General features: G+C 43.6%; 16 protein-coding genes. 9 read left to right on the top strand and 7 right to left on the bottom strand.

The annotated features are described in order from the left end of the window. Positions 1-34: 34 nt before the first annotated feature. From JO154_RS02000 to JO154_RS01985, 4 genes are all read left to right on the top strand, one after another. On the top strand, positions 35-880 hold the full coding sequence (locus tag JO154_RS02000) for a TIGR02452 family protein (protein WP_291941403.1): 846 nt from the start codon (positions 35-37) through the stop codon (positions 878-880). Positions 881-882: 2 nt separating this feature from the next. Next, a complete protein-coding gene (locus tag JO154_RS01995) occupies positions 883-1,464 on the top strand; it encodes a Crp/Fnr family transcriptional regulator (protein WP_291941402.1) in 582 nt (193 codons plus the stop codon). 73 nt (positions 1,465-1,537) lie between these two features. Continuing rightward, complete coding sequence (locus JO154_RS01990; RefSeq protein ID WP_291941401.1) at positions 1,538-2,287, top strand: SDR family NAD(P)-dependent oxidoreductase; 750 nt, start codon at positions 1,538-1,540, stop codon at positions 2,285-2,287. Positions 2,288-2,488: 201 nt separating this feature from the next. Continuing rightward, positions 2,489-2,851, top strand: coding sequence for a VOC family protein (locus JO154_RS01985; RefSeq protein WP_291941400.1), 363 nt, complete (start codon positions 2,489-2,491; stop codon positions 2,849-2,851). Between the two features lie 227 nt (positions 2,852-3,078). Here JO154_RS01985 and JO154_RS01980 read toward each other — a convergent pair whose 3' ends face one another. From JO154_RS01980 to JO154_RS01965, 4 genes are all read right to left on the bottom strand, one after another. Further along, positions 3,079-3,270, bottom strand: coding sequence for a hypothetical protein (locus JO154_RS01980; protein WP_291941398.1), 192 nt, complete (start codon positions 3,268-3,270; stop codon positions 3,079-3,081). Positions 3,271-3,388: 118 nt separating this feature from the next. Beyond that, on the bottom strand, positions 3,389-3,613 hold the full coding sequence (locus JO154_RS01975) for a hypothetical protein (protein WP_291941396.1): 225 nt from the start codon (positions 3,611-3,613) through the stop codon (positions 3,389-3,391). A 117-nt stretch (positions 3,614-3,730) separates the two neighbouring features. Further along, positions 3,731-3,949 (bottom strand): hypothetical protein, encoded by a 219-nt coding sequence (locus JO154_RS01970; protein ID WP_291941394.1) that lies wholly within the window; start codon positions 3,947-3,949, stop codon positions 3,731-3,733. Beyond that, a complete protein-coding gene (locus JO154_RS01965; RefSeq protein WP_291941392.1) occupies positions 3,927-4,406 on the bottom strand; it encodes a PIN domain-containing protein in 480 nt (159 codons plus the stop codon). The genes JO154_RS01970 and JO154_RS01965 overlap by 23 nt, the downstream gene beginning before the upstream one ends. Before the next feature lie 343 nt (positions 4,407-4,749). Here JO154_RS01965 and JO154_RS01960 point away from each other — a divergent pair, with 343 nt between their 5' ends. The 3 genes from JO154_RS01960 to JO154_RS01950 are packed head-to-tail and all read left to right on the top strand — an operon-like array spanning position 4,750 to position 10,423. After that, positions 4,750-7,548 (top strand): TonB-dependent receptor, encoded by a 2,799-nt coding sequence (locus JO154_RS01960; RefSeq protein WP_291941391.1) that lies wholly within the window; start codon positions 4,750-4,752, stop codon positions 7,546-7,548. A gap of 10 nt (positions 7,549-7,558) precedes the next feature. Beyond that, positions 7,559-8,971: a hypothetical protein gene (locus tag JO154_RS01955; RefSeq protein ID WP_291941390.1), complete on the top strand. Its 1,413-nt coding sequence runs from the start codon at positions 7,559-7,561 to the stop codon at positions 8,969-8,971. A 6-nt stretch (positions 8,972-8,977) separates the two neighbouring features. Further along, positions 8,978-10,423: a metallophosphoesterase gene (locus JO154_RS01950; RefSeq protein WP_291941388.1), complete on the top strand. Its 1,446-nt coding sequence runs from the start codon at positions 8,978-8,980 to the stop codon at positions 10,421-10,423. Positions 10,424-10,531: 108 nt separating this feature from the next. Here JO154_RS01950 and JO154_RS01945 read toward each other — a convergent pair whose 3' ends face one another. From JO154_RS01945 to JO154_RS01935, 3 genes are all read right to left on the bottom strand, one after another. Beyond that, entirely contained in the window at positions 10,532-13,003 is a 2,472-nt protein-coding gene (locus tag JO154_RS01945; RefSeq protein ID WP_291941386.1) for an outer membrane beta-barrel protein, read from the bottom strand. A 74-nt stretch (positions 13,004-13,077) separates the two neighbouring features. Then, positions 13,078-14,334, bottom strand: a complete 1,257-nt coding sequence (locus JO154_RS01940) for a HAMP domain-containing sensor histidine kinase (protein WP_291941385.1) — start codon at positions 14,332-14,334, stop codon at positions 13,078-13,080. Then, the gene (locus tag JO154_RS01935) at positions 14,331-15,023 is read right to left on the bottom strand and encodes a response regulator transcription factor (RefSeq protein WP_291941384.1); all 693 of its coding nucleotides are present in this window, start codon (positions 15,021-15,023) and stop codon (positions 14,331-14,333) included. Before JO154_RS01935 ends, JO154_RS01940 begins: the two co-directional genes overlap by 4 nt. Positions 15,024-15,252: 229 nt before the next feature. Here JO154_RS01935 and JO154_RS01930 point away from each other — a divergent pair, with 229 nt between their 5' ends. Together JO154_RS01930 and galB are read left to right on the top strand one after the other, a co-directional pair. Continuing rightward, positions 15,253-16,035: a hypothetical protein gene (locus JO154_RS01930; protein WP_291941382.1), complete on the top strand. Its 783-nt coding sequence runs from the start codon at positions 15,253-15,255 to the stop codon at positions 16,033-16,035. A 173-nt stretch (positions 16,036-16,208) separates the two neighbouring features. Beyond that, a complete protein-coding gene (gene galB, locus JO154_RS01925; protein ID WP_291941381.1) occupies positions 16,209-18,770 on the top strand; it encodes a beta-galactosidase GalB in 2,562 nt (853 codons plus the stop codon). Positions 18,771-18,895 lie beyond the last annotated feature (125 nt).

Raw genomic sequence — 18,895 nt, 5'->3', positions numbered from 1 at the left:
CTATCTTTGCGGCTTTAAGTTTATTAACCCGAAGATGAAAAAATCAACCCGAGTTACAAAAGCGAAAGAAACGCTTGAAATTATGGAGCATGGATATTTCCATGCAAATGACAAAAAGATAGTGATCAAAGATGCGCTTACTGCATCCCTGGCAGGAAGCAGGTTGTATAGCCCTGCGGATCTGGATATGCTGATGGAACAAATTTCGGCCCGCATTGCTACAGAAAATCAAGAAACAAAAATTGTTGTACAGAATAGCACCGTGCTAAAAGCCGCTAGCAGTATGGTTTTGCAGGGCGAGAAAGTAGGCTGCCTTAACTTTGCATCTGCTAAAAATCCAGGTGGTGGATTTTTGGGTGGTGCTGTTGCACAAGAAGAAAGTTTGGCATTATCTTCCTCCCTCTACGGCACTTTGATGGCCAACTTTGAAATGTACGAGTATAACAGGAACAGATCTACGATGTTATATTCCGATTACATGATTTGGAGCCCGGATGTTGTCTTCTTTCGTAATGATGACGGCGATTTGCTGGAGCAGCCGTATCAACTATCTGTGGTTACAAGTCCTGCTGTCAATGTAGGCGCTATATTGAATGTACGTCGGGAAGAGTTGCCATATGTGGAGGCGGTAATGCTCCAACGTATGGACAAGGTACTGGCTTTAATGTACTATGCAGGCATGCAACATCTGTTACTGGGTGCATGGGGCTGTGGCGTTTTTAGAAACGATCCTCGCAAAGTGGCGCAATATTTTGCCACTTATCTGGCACCCGGAGGTAAATATAGCCGCTGCTTTAAATCTGTAGTATTTGCTGTATTGGATAGGAATCATGATGGCGTTAATATCAATGCGTTTAAATCTGCATTTGGACAGGAGTAAGTATGGATCAGGCAAGTATCGCTTTAACAAGCTTTATCAATAAGTATTGCAAGGTGTCTGGAGAGGAGCTTCAGGCTGTAATACAGGCGTTTACCTTTTCAGCCGTGAACGCTCAATCTGTTATTTTACGCAGTGGTCAGACTTGCAATTTGTTTTCTATTAATTTGCAAGGGGCATTTCGTAGTTATACCGTTGATAAAGGTGGCAATGAAACCACTACCTGGCTTATATTTGAGCAGATGCCAGTAATTGAGCCCACTAGTTTTCTTTTGCAGCGGCGATCCGACTATACTATTCAGGCTTTGGAAGATAGTCTCCTGGCTAGTATTACATATGATGCTTTGCAACAATTATACGATAAGATTCCTGCATTTCAGGTATTTGGTCGTAAGCTGATGGAACAGCTATTGTTACTAAGTATGTGTAGGGTGGATTTCCTATTACTGGAAACGCCACAGGAAAGGTATGAGCGGTTACTAAAGAGTACGAATTTTATGCAACGTGTTCCCCTGAAGTACCTTGCCTCTTATATTGATGTGACACCATCTACTTTGAGTCGGTTACGGCGGAAGGTAAAAAGCTAATATTTTTATTGCTTTAAAGCAATTTCGTGGAGACGTGTCCCCGCTAATTTTGCTGTCATTAAATCAAATTACGATGACAGAAAAGATTGTTCTGATCACAGGAGCTACCAGGGGATTGGGTCTGGAGGCAGCCATGCAGTTATTACAACAAGGCGCGACAGTAATTCTCACAGGGCGGGATATTTCAAAAGGAAATGAGATTACAGCGAAATTACAACAAAACTATCCTCAAGCCGACTTTATGCCACTGGTTATGAGCGAGCCAGCAGGTATGGGTACTATTTATGAACAGGTAAAAGCGAAATATGGCCGGCTGGATGTGCTGATAAATAATGCAGCGGTAACCAGCACCAGAAGTAGTACTGAAACAGGAGAGCGCGCTACCAATACGATATTGAGTATGGATATTGCAGATGTAAAATCCATCTTTGAAACGAATGTATGGGGGCTTTTGCAACTCACCAGAACATTGTTGCCCTTACTGCAAGAAAGTCCTGCCGGACGGATTATCAATATGAGTAGCGAATTAGGTAGTATGCATTACCAATCGGATCTCACTTCTCCCGTTTATCATGTCAAGCGTTTTGGATACAATAGTTCCAAGACGATGGTTAACCTGATCACCATTTATCTGCGAGAACTCTTGGTGAATACGGCGATCAGTGTATTTGCGGTGAGTCCTGGTTGGGTAAAAACAGGTATGGGTACTGCGGCGGCATGCCTGGAGGTACCGGAAGGGGCGAACATCATGGTTAGGGCGGCGCTGGAGGATGTACCTGAAAATGGCTTTTTTACGCATGATTGGCAGGCAATACCATGGTAGTCGGTATATAGGTGTATTATGCTGTAGAGGGGCGGTATAAGCATTAAAAGGGCCAAAGAAGCGTAGGGTAAGAATAGCATTCCCTAATTAATTGCAGGAGGCTGAAAATGTACCAAAGAGTGACTTGGTATCTATCTAGGAAATAAATGGCTAAATATTTCCTGGTTTGATTAGCTTTAGTGTACAATTATATATCCGGATATGGCGCATTTAAATTTAATCGTCATCAAGACAGATAAATTACCCGAGCAGTCTAGGTTTTACACTGCTTTAGGCTTTCAGTTTGATTACCATCAGCATGGGAACGGGCCCTTCCATTATACCAGTGTAGGTAGTGCGCCTGTATTGGAATTATATCCGCAGCCGAAAGGGATCGTAACGCTGGATGTCACTACCCGTTTAGGGTTTGTTGTAGATAACCTGGAACAGACGATTAAAACACTCCGGGAGATGGGCGCAGTTATCGTGTCCGAGCCCGCACAGCAGGAGTGGGGATATGCCGCGGTTATCCAAGATCTGGATGGCAGAAAAATTGACCTGACGGAAGATGCAGATGATTTATAATACTTAATAGATTGAGGCGGTTTTTCACCGCCTCAATCGTATATTGAATTGGGTTATTATGCTAGTGCAACCTTTCGTGGAGGTTATGCAAGTATCGGCGGATGTGTGTAGCAAGCAGCTACAACAATCCATGCAGAATCAGTGTCTACAACAATCCGTTTAAGATCATAATATACTAAAGCACTATTGGTATGGCTATTCCATCTGTGGTCGAGCATCATGGCTCATTACGCAATTAGTGCTTGCTGCTCCCTTTTTAATCTTTCTTCTCGTATTTTTTTTTGGTCACGATGGAAGTGTTCCACCGCAGCGTCCAAATCCTTAGATAATAACTCCTCGTTATTCCAATATTTAAGAGCCATCTTATCTCTAATTTTGCGTACTTCTGCCACGCAGTCATAAGTTTTTTTGTGTTTCATAATAATCTACAATTAAAATATTTATTAAGCTGTTATTCTAATTTCTGAAAATTAGATTTATCCCTCCCTTTGAAATTTACTGATCATCAAAATGATCGCCAGTAGCGCACTATAAATACTATTTTCCTAGTTGGAAATTCCTATTCTTATTCTCGGAAATAATTTTTTCCTTCTCTCTTTTTAATCTTTCTTCACGTATTCTTTTTTGATCCTGATGAAAGTGTTCCACACCATCATTCAGATATTTTTTGAATAATTCATCATCAGCCCAATGTTTGGGCCCAAGTTCATCTCTGATCATACGTACTTCAGCAACGCAGTCATAAGTTTTTTTGTGCTTCATAATTACTTGCAATTAGAATGGTTAATAGAAAGGATTTCCTAATTCTGAAAATTCTATTTTTAATTAATTTATGTGTAACAGATCATCAAAATGATCGCGATTAACATATTATAATCACTATAACCCTAATTGAACATCCTTATTCTCAGAATTGATTTTTTCTTGCTCTCTTTTTAGCCTTTTTTCACGGAGGAGTTTTTGTTCTGCATTAAATCGCTCCCTGGCAGCCTTCAAATCCTTAAGTAATAATTCAGTATTACCGTAATATTTGAGAGACATGGCTTCTCTGATCTTGCGTACTTCTGCTACGCAGTCATAAGGTTTTTGTTTGTTCATGATTGTCTGGATTTAAAATTTCAAGTGGGGTTTGGATTTTTAGAACGTTGTAGCCAAATCGTAAATTTATAGCATTATACTGTAGGATACGGTCTTGATTTACAATGTGCTTAAAATTCCAACTTGCGAGTATATCAATATTATTAACAGTTGCAAGTGCAATATGCAAAGCATCATTATGATCTTTACTATTAATCGCTCCTTCGCTGATATAAGTTTCTGCAAGTTCGCTGGCCTTGGTATTCTCATCAATTTGAATTTTATAATCATCTGGTATTTCTTCGATCTTCAATTTAATTTCTTCTCTAGCCGGCTCCAATTCCAACATCACCAAATCCGATACCACCAACCGCTTACTCCCCAATCTAAACTCCTCCATCAGCCTCAAACTATACTCCTTAAACTCTTTGTCAAAGCACCCTCCAATCACAGAGGTATCTGCGTACACTTTTATCATGGATGAAATAGCTTATGGTTAACAAACCGTTTATTCATTATTCGCAAACCATCCCAAAAAATCACATCATCCACCCAAAATTTTTCAATAACATGGGAAATAAACTACTATATCGGTAAGGGGTATACGTTGTACGCTGATATGCAATAAGTTCTTAGAATAATCCTGAGAGAAACATCCGCTGCCCGATTAGTTCGTGTCTCCTTAAACCACCACATTCTGGTTACTTTCTGTAGATATTGTTAAGGTAATATGATGAAAAAATTATGTTTAAGTGAAATCACACCAAACCCCTAGTGGATGCCACTTTTCCTATTCACTTTTGTAGCGCTAAAATTTATTTATGGCCACTGCAAAAAAATTCACACAACTAATTTTTTCAGCTACCCTCGTATGCCTATCTTTTCACAGCTACTCCCAATCCATTAAAGGACGAGTAACCGATGCGGCTACCGGCGAACCACTCGTCGGCGCTACGGTGGTACTGAAAGGCTCCTCCGGTAAAGCAATCGTTAAACTGGATGGAACTTTCCACTTCAAAAACCTCCACCCCGGCGATTATGAACTCGTGGCTACCTATACCGGATACTCTACCGCCAAAGCTGGCCCCTTTCACCTGAAAGCCCCCTCCGATATCGTGGAAGTGGACATCCCCGCTAAACCGGTTTCCAGCGACCTATCCGGGGTAACCGTTGTGGGAAGCGGCAAAAATGAAGATGCAGGCGCTAGAAGACTGGAACAAAAATCCTATCAACTAGTAAACATCCTCTCTTCCAAGACTTTACAATTACTACCAGATATCACTGTTGCCAACGCCCTACAACGCGTCAGCGGCGTTACCGTGGAGAAAAGTAGCTCCGGCGAAGGACGTTACCCTATCATCCGCGGTATGGATAAAAGATATATCAATACCCTCGTTAATAATATCAAAATCCCTAGCCCAGATAATAAAAGCAGATTCATTCCCCTGGACCTCTTTCCATCTGAACTGCTGGAAAGACTGGAAGTCAGCAAAAGCCTGACTCCCTCCATGGAAGGCGATGCTATCGGCGGTACCATTAACCTGGTCATGAAAGACGCTCCCTCCACTAAATTGCTGCAGGTAAACGTTGGTGGCGGATATAACAATATCTTCAATGACCAACCGTTCCAATCTTTTTCCAGCAGCTCTATGAATAAAAGGTCGCCCAACCAGATCCATGGCGCTACCTATGCTGCTAATGAATCTGAATTTTCACTGGGACACTTGAATTATCAACCTAAATCCACACCTATCAATACTAATGCGGGCATCAGCATCGGTAACCGATTTGGTAAGAATAAAAACCTGGGTGTGATTCTCTCCGGTAGCTACCAAGACCAATACCGCGGTACAGCTACTTCTGTATTCACTACTGCTACTACTCCCAACGTGGATGATATCCCGTCTTTTGAATATTTAAGAGAAAGAAGGTATTCTACCCATACGCAACGTATAGGCGCTACCGGTAAGGTGGATTACCGCTTCAACGAAAGAAATAAAATTTCCTTATTCTCTACCTATGTTCACCTGGATGATAAACAGGTGAGAGAATCTATTGATACGACGAATGCGATCAACCAGACTTTATCCTATTCGTACAGAACTACCTGGCAGTATCAGTCTATCTACAACGCGACCCTCCAAGGCGAACACCAGGTAACCAATAACAGCAAAGTGGATTGGTCCGCTGCCTATTCTATTGCGAAAAATACGATCCCTGATCAAACTGCTTTCTCCCATGGCGGCCTTAGCGTAGATAGAACCGGTCCTAAAGTGAAACTGGTGGGCGATGATATCCTTAACGCTATGACCCGCAGTTGGATGCAAAACAGCGATAAAGATGTGTCCTTCTATGCCAACTATACCAATGATACGAAACTGCTCAACAGGGCTTTTGAATGGAAAGGAGGCGCGCTGTACAGGAATAAAAATCGCGATAACTTCTATAACTATTATAACCTGAACCCACTGCGTACAGGAGGTTCTAACCAACTGTTTACCACCGTTGATAATGCGAAGTTTACTTTCATCGGTTCTGATGCTACGGCCCAATTGAACGGTAACAACTATACGTTCAGAGAAATCATTACTGCTGGTTATCTGCAAGGTAAATGGCAGTTGACAAAACAACTAGAAGCCCTCGGCGGTCTGAGAGTAGAACATACTTATCAGCATTACAACACACAATTGCCGGCTACAGCGGATTATAAGGAAGGTACTATCACTTATACCGACTACCTCCCAAGTCTGCAATTGAAATATCAACTGCGTTATAATCAAGCATTCCGCTTCGCTTATTATAAAGCGGTGGCCCGCCCTCAGTTCTCCGAACTGATTCCAGATGGCCCAGACAACTACGAGCTCTTTAAGGAAAGAGGTAACCCCGAAGGACTGCAGCACTCTACTGCCAATAACTTCGATCTCCGTTATGAATTCTTCCCAGGTAAGGCAGACCAACTGTTGCTGGGCGTATTCTATAAGAAAATCGATGATCCTATTGAGCTGTCTGTAAGAAGATTTGGTTACAATACCCAGGTATTCCAACCCGTAAATATCGGTACTGCGGCCACGAACTATGGTTTTGAAGCTGTATTTATCAAGTATATTGGCTCTTTCGGTATCTCTGCTAACTATACGTATACCCATTCCCGTATTACAAATGATAGCATGCTGTATAAATACCGCGATCCACAGTTAGGTATTACGGACAAATACGTCTCTGAAACCCGCCCTATGCAAGGACAGGCCAATCATATCGGTAACTTGTCATTACTGTACAAAAGCCCGAAATCAGGTACTGATATTCAGGTAGCATTTGTCTATACTGGGGAGCGATTGGCAATCCTGAATACTTATGCTGGTCTTCACTACTGGCTGCAACCTACTACGCAACTGGATCTTTCCTTTGAACAGCGTTTATTCGATAAACTGACTTGCTATGGAAAAATCGTCAACCTGACGAATGCGCCAACGATCACCAGTATGCATATGTCGTACAATAACTATCTCCAGAAAACCAATGTGCCGCTGAGTCAGCAGTCAGATGCCGACAACAGGATCATTGTGCAGAAAGATTATTACAAAACATCTTTCCTGTTTGGTTTCAGATACAAACTTTAAAACTTATCGCATGAAGTACAATATATTCAATAACTTTTTTGGTCTACTATTGCTGTTAGGTGCAGCAGCATGCAACAAGACTGCCGATAAAAAAGAACTCTACCTGGCGCCGAAGGCAGTGGCCTCTCCAGTAAGCGATACGGGCTGTCTCGGCTCCGATCCCCTCAACAATGCGATCAAAGGGACCATGCTGGCCGGTAAAACCTACACCGTTTGCGGCGATATTTTTGTCAATGAACATGATACGCTGATTATCCAAGAGGGGGTAACTATCAACTTTACGGGCAACTATGGCCTGGGTGTACGTGGTACTTTGATTTCCCTTGGTACGAAGCAGAAACCTAATCTGTTTACCTATCCAGGTATCACCAAAACAGATACCTATGGCGCGGATCCTAATACTGATCCGGCTCTCCGTGGTAAATGGGTAGGTATTATCGGTGGTCCTACTTGTCCGCTGATGGTGATGAAATGGACACGTATTGAATTCGGTGGCGCAGCTATTCCTGCTGCCAGCGGTATCCGTCAAATCTACACCAGCCCTTATCCGCTTTTCTTCCAAAACCCACATGGGGTATTTGTGATGGAGGACTCCTGGATATATGGCAGCGTGGATGATCCTTTGCGTATACTGGGCGGGAAAGTGTCTATCATGCGGAATACTTTCGAGAAATGCGGTTATACAGGAGGAGAGGCCCTAAATGGGAAAGCTGGTCTGATCGGTGATTTTGCTTATAACCTGTGTATCGGTATGGCTACAAATGGTCCTAAATTGTCGAATGCAGGGGCGATTGCGGGTGTGCCAAACAGTAATCTCCGTATATACAACAATACCATCGTGAACTGTGGTTACAGAAGATCTTCTGCCGGCCGTGGTGGCTCCATCAACTTCGAAGAGGGCGCTGGTGGTATGGCATTTAATAACCTGATTATTAACTGTAAATTCGGTTTGCGAGTAGTGCAGAATCCTATTGCCGATACGGCTAACCTTACTTACGGTTACAACTATACGTATTGCGATTCAATGTCGGTGGCTAATAATATTTATCCTACCACTGCTATCAGCGTGTGTATCAGCAAAGCACCTGCCACAGATATTCCTACACCTTCTTCCTTCCTGCCTGCTAACTGGACGCCTGGTGCTACATACAGCGCCAATCCTGTTATCATCGGTGCTAATAACCCTCAGTTTGTGGATGGCCCTTGCCCTTTACCGGCTGGCCTCAATTTGAGGGATATCTCTACGGTCGGTAAATATAATTTCCGCCTGAAGGCCACTTCCCCTTGTATCGGTAAAGGCTATACGACTTTCACGCCACGCGCGGAAGTGCCAGTACATCCTATTTACGGCGCTACGGAAATCACGCCTCCAGGAAAAGATATCGGTTGCTATCAGTTCAATGGCTACGGCAATCAACACTAAAATGTAATGAAGTTTGATATGATGAATAAGGCTTATTATTTATTTTTTGGTTTACTCCTTTTTTCAAAAGGATCGATTGGACAGACGAACACTAATTTTATTGCAGCACCTTACCTGCAAATCGGCTATCAGCCTGCTCCTGGTACGATGGAGCTGATGTGGCATAGCGCCGATAGCAGTACCAATTGGGACGTGGAAGTGAAAGCTGTCGGGGCTGCTAATTGGAGCAAAGCCGGTAAGCCGGAACTAACCCGTGTGGCGGTAGCGAATGTAAATACCCACTTCGTGTACAGAACCTTGCTGACGAACCTCCCTACTGGTAACAGTTTCAGCTATCGAGTACTGAAAAACAAGAAACAAGTATTCACTGCCCAAGGTAAAGCGCCTAAAAGAAAAGATCAGGCTTTCCGATTTTTGGCTTTTGGCGATATCGGCGCTGGTACTCCCAGCGCTAAATTGCTGGCAAAACAAGCCCATATAGCAAATCCTGACCTGGTGGTGGTGCCAGGGGATATTGTATATGAACGCGGACTCATATCCGAATACCGCACTAACTTCTGGCCAGTATATAATGCGGATACTGTGAGCAATGAAGGCGCCCCACTGATGCGCACTGTTCCTTTTGTGGCGGCCCTGGGCAACCATGATGGCGATACCAGAGACCTTAACAGTTTCCCGGATGCCCTGGCATACTACTCTTTCTGGGATCAACCGCTGAATGGTCTTCCTGCGGTGGAAGGCGGCCCTATCGTACCAGCAATTAAAGCTACTCCTGAAAATAGAAAAGCCTTCGAAACGGCGGCTGGTAAAGCTTATCCGGTAATGGGCAATTTCTCTTTCGATTATGGTAATGTGCACTGGACTTTCATCGACTCAGATACTTATGTAGACTGGACAGATAATTCCTTACGCAAATGGCTAACCGATGATTTATTGGCAGCCAAAGATGCAGCCTGGAGAATCGTTGTATTCCACCATCCGGGCTTCAGCTCTTCCATCGATCATTTTGAACAACAACAAATGCGACTGCTGTCGCCATTAATGGAGGCGGGCAAGGTAGATGTGGTGCTCAACGGTCACGTACATAACTATCAACGTAGCTTCCCACTCACTTTCCAACCGGAGAAAAAAGGCACCCTGTTGGTAGGTGGAAAAGACAATAAAACCATCCGTGGTAGGGTAGTTCCTGGAAAATGGACGTTGGACAAAGCATTCGATGGACATACACAAACAAAACCGAACGGCATCATCTACCTGGTAACAGGCGCCGGCGGACAGGAACTATATAATGAAGAACAGGAACATGATACTGATTCCTGGCAGAAGTTTACCTTCAAATATATCGCACATACACATTCCTTTACAGTGGCGGATGTAGACGGTAATAAAATTACTTTCCGTCAGGTGGCAGAAGATGGTAAGGAGCTGGATACTTTCAGTATTACGAAATAAAAACGCTTATGCTTGTTGTCCCTGCCCAGCGGGCAGGGACAACGAAAAAAAAACCGCAAAGGACGTCGCAGACGTCCTTTGCGGTTTTTGGATTCTGAATAGCTATTATTAGTTCTCTACCGGTGGCTTCGTGAGGAAATTCTCTGTATCCTTAGGTTTGGAGGTCTTGATCTTACCAAACTTATACATGAAATTAATCCCAAAAGAACGGTAAGGAATATACAACTGATTTGTAGCGTATAAGTAATCCGTTTCCTGTATAGTAGTTTGTTTCAAGTATTTGGCGAACGGATTCACTGCTACCAGGCCAATACTGCCTTTATTGTTGAACAGTTGCTTCTTCACCGCCAATGTATAGGAATAAAATTCCGCTGTACGGCCCTGCCATCTGATGCCTGATTTATAATTGCCAAAAACTTCTGCTACCAAATCTTTGTTGATCTGCCAACTGCTGTTCAAGTTAAATCTATATTCAAACCCGCTGATATGCGTAGGCGTGGAGTAAATATTGTTCGTTTCTCTCCTGTACAACTGTACATTAGGACGGATGGTAATCTTGCGACCAATGCTTATAGTACCTGAAATATTAGTACCAATACGGGTTTCAGATGCAATGTTGTCTCTCTTCGTCACATTTACATTATTATACAACGAATCGCCAATCATGTAATCTGCGTAGAAGGTGGTATATGACTTGATATCCGGACTATTTCGTGTATACAAGAGTACGATGTTCAGGTTATTATCACCGCTGAAATTCTGGTTAAATGCCAATTTAAAATCATTTCCGATTTCCGGTTTCAGCAATGGATTACCCATGGTGATATTATGCGGATCTGTCAGATTTACAAATGGGTTCAGATCGCGATAATCCGGACGCTCCAACCTGTAGGAATAGCTGAAAGATAAGGTCTGCTGCCCTTTGAAGGTATGCGCGATAGTCAGGGATGGACCTGCATTGCTGTAATCAGGGACATTCGACTGACCAATTTTATCATAAGTAGAATGATTGGTGGTATATTCCCAACGGAAACCCGCCAGTACATTCAAGTAATTAAACAAATTCATCGTACCAGACACGTAACCAGCATACACCTGACGCTTAAATACGGAACTATAGGATTGTTTGTCATCATAAATAAATCCGGATTCCTTCGGACTGAACGTATACACGCCAGCGGTGCTAGACAAGGTTTCAGCTTCTGTTTTTACACCTGCCTCCAACAAAAATTTATTAGTGATAGGCTGTGCATAATCAATAGCTACGCTATATAGATGGTCTGTACCCGGATTCAAACTGCGTGAGCCAGAAAGAATGTTGGGATCATTAATACCATGTTGTGTCTGAAAATATGACGTATGGTTGTCACCGTTACTATTAAACAAAACAATAGATAATTCCTGTTTATCGCGCTTGAATTTATGACGATAATCCAGGGAGAGATCCAAAGTACCATTGTTTACTTTCGTGCCTGCATCGCGGATATTGGAGCTTTCATCCAGTAAAATCCCGTTTATATCCCTGGTGCTGCTGTATTGATTCGTACTACCTTCATTACGATTGCTGAAATGGTTATAGCTAAGTGAGAACGCTAAATTATCCTTGCTACTCACAGCCCAGTCAATGCCCAGTCCTGTCTGATAGCTGCTGCGGTTGAAGTCATTTCCACCGTTCTGTTTCAGATAATATTTATCCTTGGAGAGCGTATCTGTGGCGTAACGATCTACGAAAGTTTTTGTACGTACTGTCGTTTGTGCGCTACCGTTAAAGTAACCGGTAACGGATATATTATTGGCTTTGTAGAAGAGATTGATAGCGCCATTCTCCAGGCGGGTGCCGGCAGTGGCATTCACGGTACCGCTAAATCCCTGCGACTTATTCTTCTTCAGGATGATATTGATAATCCCGCCTGTGCCTTTGGCATCGTACTTGGAACCAGGACTGGACATCACTTCCACGCTCTGAATCTGCGATGCTGGAATAGACTGCAATACATCTGCTACATTGGTACCAAACATCGTGGAGGGCTTACCGTTAATGAGGAACTGTACGCTAGGATTACCCAATAATTCTACGTTGCCGGAAGCATCTACGGTCACTTGTGGTACCTTCCTCAGTACATCCGCTACCATGGCGCCCTGAGAAGTGACGTCACTTTCTACATTGTAAACGAGTCGATCGATTTTATTTTCTACGAGTTGTTTCTTGGCCGTCACCTGGATACCATTCAGCATTTTGGTGTTGGTACGCATGAGAATTACCTTTTCAATAGTTCCCTTGTCGGTAGTTTTGATGGTAAACTGCTCATGATAGGTTTCGTAGCCTGCATATCCCACGGTCAACTGATAAGTAGCAGCGGCCAAATTGCTGAGCAAAAAGGTACCGGTACTATCCGTAAACACCGGCGGGATGTTCGTTTTGCCGCCTGTCATAGTAAGGATCACAGTGGCGCGGTCCAGCGGTTGTTGGCTGGTGGCGTCTTTGACCACTGCCTTGAATCCGGGCTTCGCCGTTTGTGCGTATAGGAAATGTGTCGATACAAGTAGTAGGATTGAAAGTGCTATTTTCTGAAAGGTCATATGTTCCGCTATATTATGGGGCGCAAATTAGCAGACAATTCTGGTAGCATTCTGAAGCAAAGGATATCATTGGGTTAAGTCCAGCGCAGCATGAAATGATGCTGCTCTTCCGCGTATTCATAGTAGGGGGAGATTTGAGAGGAAATGCAGATCTGTCGGACTATAGAGAGACCCAGGCCATTGTTGTGGTTATTCACCGTGCTTTTATAGAACCGGGAAAAAACTTTTTCTCCGTCCAGCGCCACTTTGATCCCGGTATTGGATACTCTCAGGAACTTGTCCTGCAACTGTATTTGAATACTGCCGTTGGGTTGATTATGCCGCGTGGCGTTACTGAAGAGGTTGTTGAGTAAGATGTCCAACAGATCTGGATTAATCTGAATGGTTGCTGGGTGAACCTGCAATTGGTACGAGAGCTGGCAGTCTTCCCATATTTCCTCAAACTGACTCACTTTTCGTTGAATAACATCCTGCAAGTTGAGCGCTTGCTGTGGCCCGAATTGATTGTTTTCTATCTTCGTTAGCAGTAAAAGGGAGTGGCTTAACGCCGATAATTTGGTAACCGCGCCATATGCGTCTGTAAGCAGTTCCACCTGTTCTTCTGTAAAATTTTCCTGTTGTATCAATACGTCCAGTTTGGAGCGTATAATCGTGAGCGGGGTTTGAAATTCATGCGAGGCATTCTCTGTAAATTCCTTCAATAGGTGATATTCCTTACTGGCATTGGAAGTGACCATGCTAAGGTGCTCGTTCATGATGCGGAATTCATCGATTTTGCTTTTCTTGAATTCAATGGTGCCCCGATTGCTCAACCGGAAATTTTTAAGACTATACAAGGTCTCATAAAAAGGCTTCCATAGCCGGGAGATAAAGAACCGGTTGATGATAGCAAGAATGGCTAGCAGCAATAGTATCATGGCCATAGTAATGGCCACTACGGCATAAGTAATATGCCGAATCCCTTCCAGCGGCTTACTGATCTTGATATTGTACAACTGTCCCTGCAAGTAGACCGTAAACTCCAGTGTGCGCCCCAGGTGCCAGTGGTTATTTTCCGGATAATATTCGCCGGAATATAGGATATAAGGACTATCGATAGGCTTGTTGGTAGTAGTGGTAACAATGCGCAAATTGTCGTAAACAGTGGAGGAGGGAAGATTTCGGGAGACACGTACATACGCTTTTGCCCTTTCCATAGAGGATTCCAGGCTTTCGTCTAATTCATACAGGAGTACCTGTTTGGTAAGTAGGTAACTGCTGATACCGGAAAAGATGAACAATAAAGTCAGGATTAAAAAGTTCTGACGGTTATAATGTACAATCAGCTTCATGCCCTCGGAGTTTCGTCTGCGGCAAACTTGTATCCCATGCCATACAAGGCTTTGATGTAATCCGGACAACCTTTATCCATCAGCTTTTTACGGAGATTTTTAATATGGGTATAAATGAAATCCAGACTATATCCCAAACTGGCTTGCTCTTCCCATAAATGTTCTGCAATCGCCTCTTTGGTGACAATCCGATTGCGATTACTGATGAAATAGAGTAGGAGTTTATATTCTTTTTTAGTGAGATGAATTTCGTCTGTCCCACTTTTTACCGTCTTATCCAGCATGTTAACGGTCAGTTTATCCAACGCAATAATGTTGTTTCCTTCAAACTGTTTGCGCCTGATAATGGAATTGACCCTGGCCGTTAATTCAGCGAGATGGAATGGTTTGGTGAGATAGTCGTCTCCCCCTAATTCTAAACCAGCAATTTTATCATCCAATGAATTTCTGGCAGAGATAATAATCACTCCCGCAGTGACTTTCCTCCGTTTCATATGCTGAAGCAAATCCAGCCCGCTGCCACCTGGAAGGGTAATATCCAGAATAATACAGTCGTAAGCGTTAGTATCCAGTTTTTCCTTGCCTTCTTCATAATGATAAGCGGCATCACAGAGGAAATTGCTTTGTAATAGGTAACTGTGGATACTCTTGGTTAGCGATTGCTCATCTTCAATGATTAGTAACTTCATGGTGTACAGACTTTGGCAGCATGCGATATTCCTACAAAATTGAGTAATTAAAGGGTGCGGAGATATTAAATTAATATGAATTCTTGCGGCAACCTCGATATACATCCCCCTACAAAGGGATGTATTGATTTTTCAAAATAAAAATCTACATTCGCAGCAGTTTGTTTGATTTAACCATCTTACAATTAACCCAGTTTTATATATTATATATTTCAATAATCATATCTCTATGGAAAAAGGTAAACTCATACAAGAGTATAGACCAAGCAAAGCTATGTGGGGCGTTTACTGGCTCTTAATCGGCTTTTTTGTATTGTTGGCCATTTGCGGAATAGCATTGACTTTTGCCTTGCCAGGCGCGGAGTTTGCAGGAAAATTCATTTTTGTTTTCTGTATGGTGATGGCGATCATCTTTTATGTGAGCGCTAAAAAGAAAATGAATATCCCCGTTTATCTGTTATACGAAAACGGAGTAGAGCGCCAGTATAAATCCCAGACTTACTATATGCCACTGGCGGGATTGCATGATCTGTTCTTATTCACTACAGGGAAATCGATGGCCCCCAATAACCTGGCTTTCAAAAGTTCCGGCAGTGATATCTGGGAGTTGATCAACATCAACCATGGAGGCGATTTGGCGGAATTGATCAATGCTAATGCCAAAAAGAGAAGTGAGTATTTGCTGCAACAAATTAAAGATGGGCAAACCGCTAACTTCAACTACATCACGAGTGCCACCGCTCTGAAAAATTCCTTCACAGCCCTTTCTACACAAACCTTTTTAAATTCTCAATCAAAGCAACTGGGGATTAATGGTAAATACTTGATAGTGGATGGTACCCAGTACCCATTATCCAGCCTGCAACCTTTGCAGCATAGCAGCCTGAAAGGCTACTTCATCAAAACCACCGATGGCAAGGAGGTTTTTGCATTCCGGGAAACAACGCTATGGAGCTTTATGGTGTTTATGGTCCTATTCGCAGATCTCACAAAAGAGAATGTAGCGGCATAAACGAAACCGATCTTCGGGACCTGGTATGATAGGCAATTAGGGTAAATTGCCAGGAAATGCTATGTGTAGCCGGCTGTTAAGTGAATTTAAGCTTACAAATAGGTAATTCTCTGTTTGGCATATCCCGTTGTTTCTACGAATTTTAGCGATACAAATTCAAAAGCAAATTGGGAATGAATCAGAATGCCTGTAGGCGCAGTATGAAGCGCTTTACAGCCGGCCTAGCATTATTGTTAATGCAGTCTGCCGTTGCTGTCCACGTTAATGCACAAACGAAGATCATCAGAGAAGGAAATGCCGATGTCCAGTTATTCGACGATAACTGGAAATTCAGTCGCTACGGATTGCAGGCAGATGGTACCAAACGCCCCGAACCTGAAGGGATGGAGCAACCTACCTGGAATGATAAAGATTGGACAAAGTTAAACCTGCCGCACGACTGGGCCATTGCCGGTCCATTCCGTATAGAACTGGCAGGTAGATCTGGGAAACTGCCTTGGAAGGGAATTGGCTGGTACAGGAAACAGTTTACCATCGATAAGAAAGATAAAGGAAACCGCATTTTTCTCGATTTTGACGGAGCAATGGCCTACGCTAAAATCTGGGTAAATGGCCAATACGTGGGCACTTGGCCTTATGGCTATAGCTCCTTTAGAATGGATATCACGCCATTCGTAAAGCCCGGACAGCCCAATACCGTAGCAGTACGCTTAGATACGGAGTCCTGGGATTCCCGCTGGTACCCAGGTGCAGGGATCTACCGCCATGTTTGGTTGGTGAAAACAGCTCCTGTGCATACCGATCATTGGGGAACTAGCATCACCACGCCACAAGTAGCCGATTCCTCGGCAGCTATACAGGTGGCCGTAAAAGTGAGCAACCAATCCAAGACTGCCGCCCACAGTAAAGTGACCACAGAAATTTTCGAATATACCGAAGGTAAACAGATAGGTAAACGTGTAGCCGTTCTCCAGGAAAAGCCGGTGCAAATCTTACCAGACAGTGTTGCGGTAGTAAATGCTGGGGTGAAATTGTCCCAACCTGGATTATGGACGTTGGAAAAACCAACGCTGTACATCGCTAAAACTACGGTTACTACCGGCGGCATGAAACCAGATGTTTATTATACCACCTTTGGTATCCGTCATTTAGAATTCACCGCCAGGAACGGGTTCCTGCTGAATGGAAAGAGAACGGAGATTAAAGGGGTTTGTCTCCATCATGATTTAGGAGCATTGGGTGCAGCGGTAAATACTGCTGGATTACGCCGTCAGTTGCGAATCATGAAGGAAATGGGATGTAATGCCATCCGCACCTCTCACAATCCTCCAACACCGGAATTGCTGGAACTAGCTGACCAAATGGGCCTCCTGGTATGGGACGAAGCATTTGACGCCTGGAAGAAACCTAAGCTGAAAAATGACTATAATAAACTGTTCCCTGAATGGCACGAAAAAGATTTGCTGGCCCTGGTAAACCGTGATAGGAACCATCCTGCGGTGATCATCTGGTCTATCGGTAATGAAGTGATGGATCAGCGAGACACAGCGCTGACGCATGAACTGGCCTCTATCGTACAACATGCCGATCCTACTCGTCCTGTATCAAATGGATACAATGATCCAGATGGTGGAAGGGAAAGCGGCGCCGTTACTGCTTTGGATATTATGGGTGTAAATTATTTCTTCTCCCAACAACCAAAATGGGATGCAGACCCAAGGTACGCGAATAAACCTACGATGGGCAGTGAAACATCTTCCTGCGTTAGCTCCAGAGGAGAATATTTCTTTGGTACCAAATATGACCATTTCCAGGCTACTTCCTACGATGAAGCATGGCCAGGATGGGGATGCAGCCCAGATGAACAATTCCGTACCAATGCTAAATTCCCGCATCTGCTAGGTGAATTCGTATGGACAGGCTTCGATTACCTGGGTGAGCCTACGCCGTTCAACTCCGATGAAACGAACCTGCTAAACTTCCGTACCGATTCTTCCAAACGGAAAGAACTGGAGGAAGCATTAGAAGCAATTAGAAAGAAAAACCCTCCTTCCCGCAGCAGTTACTTCGGTATCGTGGACCTGTGCGGCTTCCCTAAAGATAGGTACTACAACTACCAAGCGCACTGGCGTCCGGAGTTGCCAATGGCTCACATTATGCCACACTGGAACTGGCCAGAAAGAGTAGGACAGATTGTTCCTGTACATGTATACACTTCCGGAGATATGGCGGAATTATTCGTCAATGGCGTAAGTCAGGGTAAGAAAACAAAACGCCCTGGGCAAGACTTCCGACTGGTTTGGGATAGCATCATATACCAACCAGGCGAAGTGAAAGTGGTAGCCTATAAAAATGGCCAGCAGTGGGCAACAGATGTGGTACGTACCACCGGTAAAATGAGTAAAGTAGTGCTAGAAGCAGAAACTACCTCTCTACAGGCAGATGGTTCGGATCTCTGCTATATCACTGTTCGTATATGCGATAACGATAATCGCCTGGTTCCAAGAGCTGCTGTCAAACTGAAATTTTCGATCACTGGTCCTGGGGAGATTGCCGCTACAGATAACGGCGATGCTACCTCATTTGTACCGTTCTACAGTACTGTAAGGCCCACCTTCAACGGCATGGCACAGGTGATTGTGAAAGGAAAGAAAGGTCAAAAAGGAAAGATCACTGTGAACGTACAAACAGACGAAGGCTTACAAGGAGCCTCCACGACTATTGAAGCGAAGTAAATAGTATATAATCTAAAAGCTTGTCGTCCCTGCCCAGCGGGCAGGGACGACGAAAAAATATAAAAAGCGCGAGTGAGGTCGAAGACGTCACTCGCGCTTTTTATTACAACATCATTTTGTTTGAA

It is taken from the genome of Chitinophaga sp., from assembly GCF_019236475.1.
Classification (GTDB): domain Bacteria; phylum Bacteroidota; class Bacteroidia; order Chitinophagales; family Chitinophagaceae; genus Chitinophaga.
The sequence above is the reverse complement of the archived record's forward strand: the minus strand, read 5'-3'. Positions and strand labels throughout refer to the sequence as shown.

Excerpts from the sequence above, each read along its gene's own strand:
- JO154_RS01980 (WP_291941398.1), bottom strand. The coding sequence starts at position 3,270 with ATGAAACACAAAAAAACTTATGACTGCGTGGCAGAAGTACGCAAAATT.
- JO154_RS01995 (WP_291941402.1), top strand. The coding sequence starts at position 883 with ATGGATCAGGCAAGTATCGCTTTAACAAGCTTTATCAATAAGTATTGC.
- JO154_RS01945 (WP_291941386.1), bottom strand. The coding sequence starts at position 13,003 with ATGACCTTTCAGAAAATAGCACTTTCAATCCTACTACTTGTATCGACA.
- JO154_RS01990 (WP_291941401.1), top strand. The coding sequence starts at position 1,538 with ATGACAGAAAAGATTGTTCTGATCACAGGAGCTACCAGGGGATTGGGT.
- JO154_RS01935 (WP_291941384.1), bottom strand. The coding sequence starts at position 15,023 with ATGAAGTTACTAATCATTGAAGATGAGCAATCGCTAACCAAGAGTATC.
- JO154_RS01975 (WP_291941396.1), bottom strand. The coding sequence starts at position 3,613 with ATGAAGCACAAAAAAACTTATGACTGCGTTGCTGAAGTACGTATGATC.
- JO154_RS01940 (WP_291941385.1), bottom strand. The coding sequence starts at position 14,334 with ATGAAGCTGATTGTACATTATAACCGTCAGAACTTTTTAATCCTGACT.
- galB (WP_291941381.1), top strand. The coding sequence starts at position 16,209 with ATGAATCAGAATGCCTGTAGGCGCAGTATGAAGCGCTTTACAGCCGGC.
- JO154_RS01965 (WP_291941392.1), bottom strand. The coding sequence starts at position 4,406 with ATGATAAAAGTGTACGCAGATACCTCTGTGATTGGAGGGTGCTTTGAC.
- JO154_RS01930 (WP_291941382.1), top strand. The coding sequence starts at position 15,253 with ATGGAAAAAGGTAAACTCATACAAGAGTATAGACCAAGCAAAGCTATG.
- JO154_RS01950 (WP_291941388.1), top strand. The coding sequence starts at position 8,978 with ATGAAGTTTGATATGATGAATAAGGCTTATTATTTATTTTTTGGTTTA.
- JO154_RS02000 (WP_291941403.1), top strand. The coding sequence starts at position 35 with ATGAAAAAATCAACCCGAGTTACAAAAGCGAAAGAAACGCTTGAAATT.
- JO154_RS01970 (WP_291941394.1), bottom strand. The coding sequence starts at position 3,949 with ATGAACAAACAAAAACCTTATGACTGCGTAGCAGAAGTACGCAAGATC.
- JO154_RS01985 (WP_291941400.1), top strand. The coding sequence starts at position 2,489 with ATGGCGCATTTAAATTTAATCGTCATCAAGACAGATAAATTACCCGAG.
- JO154_RS01955 (WP_291941390.1), top strand. The coding sequence starts at position 7,559 with ATGAAGTACAATATATTCAATAACTTTTTTGGTCTACTATTGCTGTTA.
- JO154_RS01960 (WP_291941391.1), top strand. The coding sequence starts at position 4,750 with ATGGCCACTGCAAAAAAATTCACACAACTAATTTTTTCAGCTACCCTC.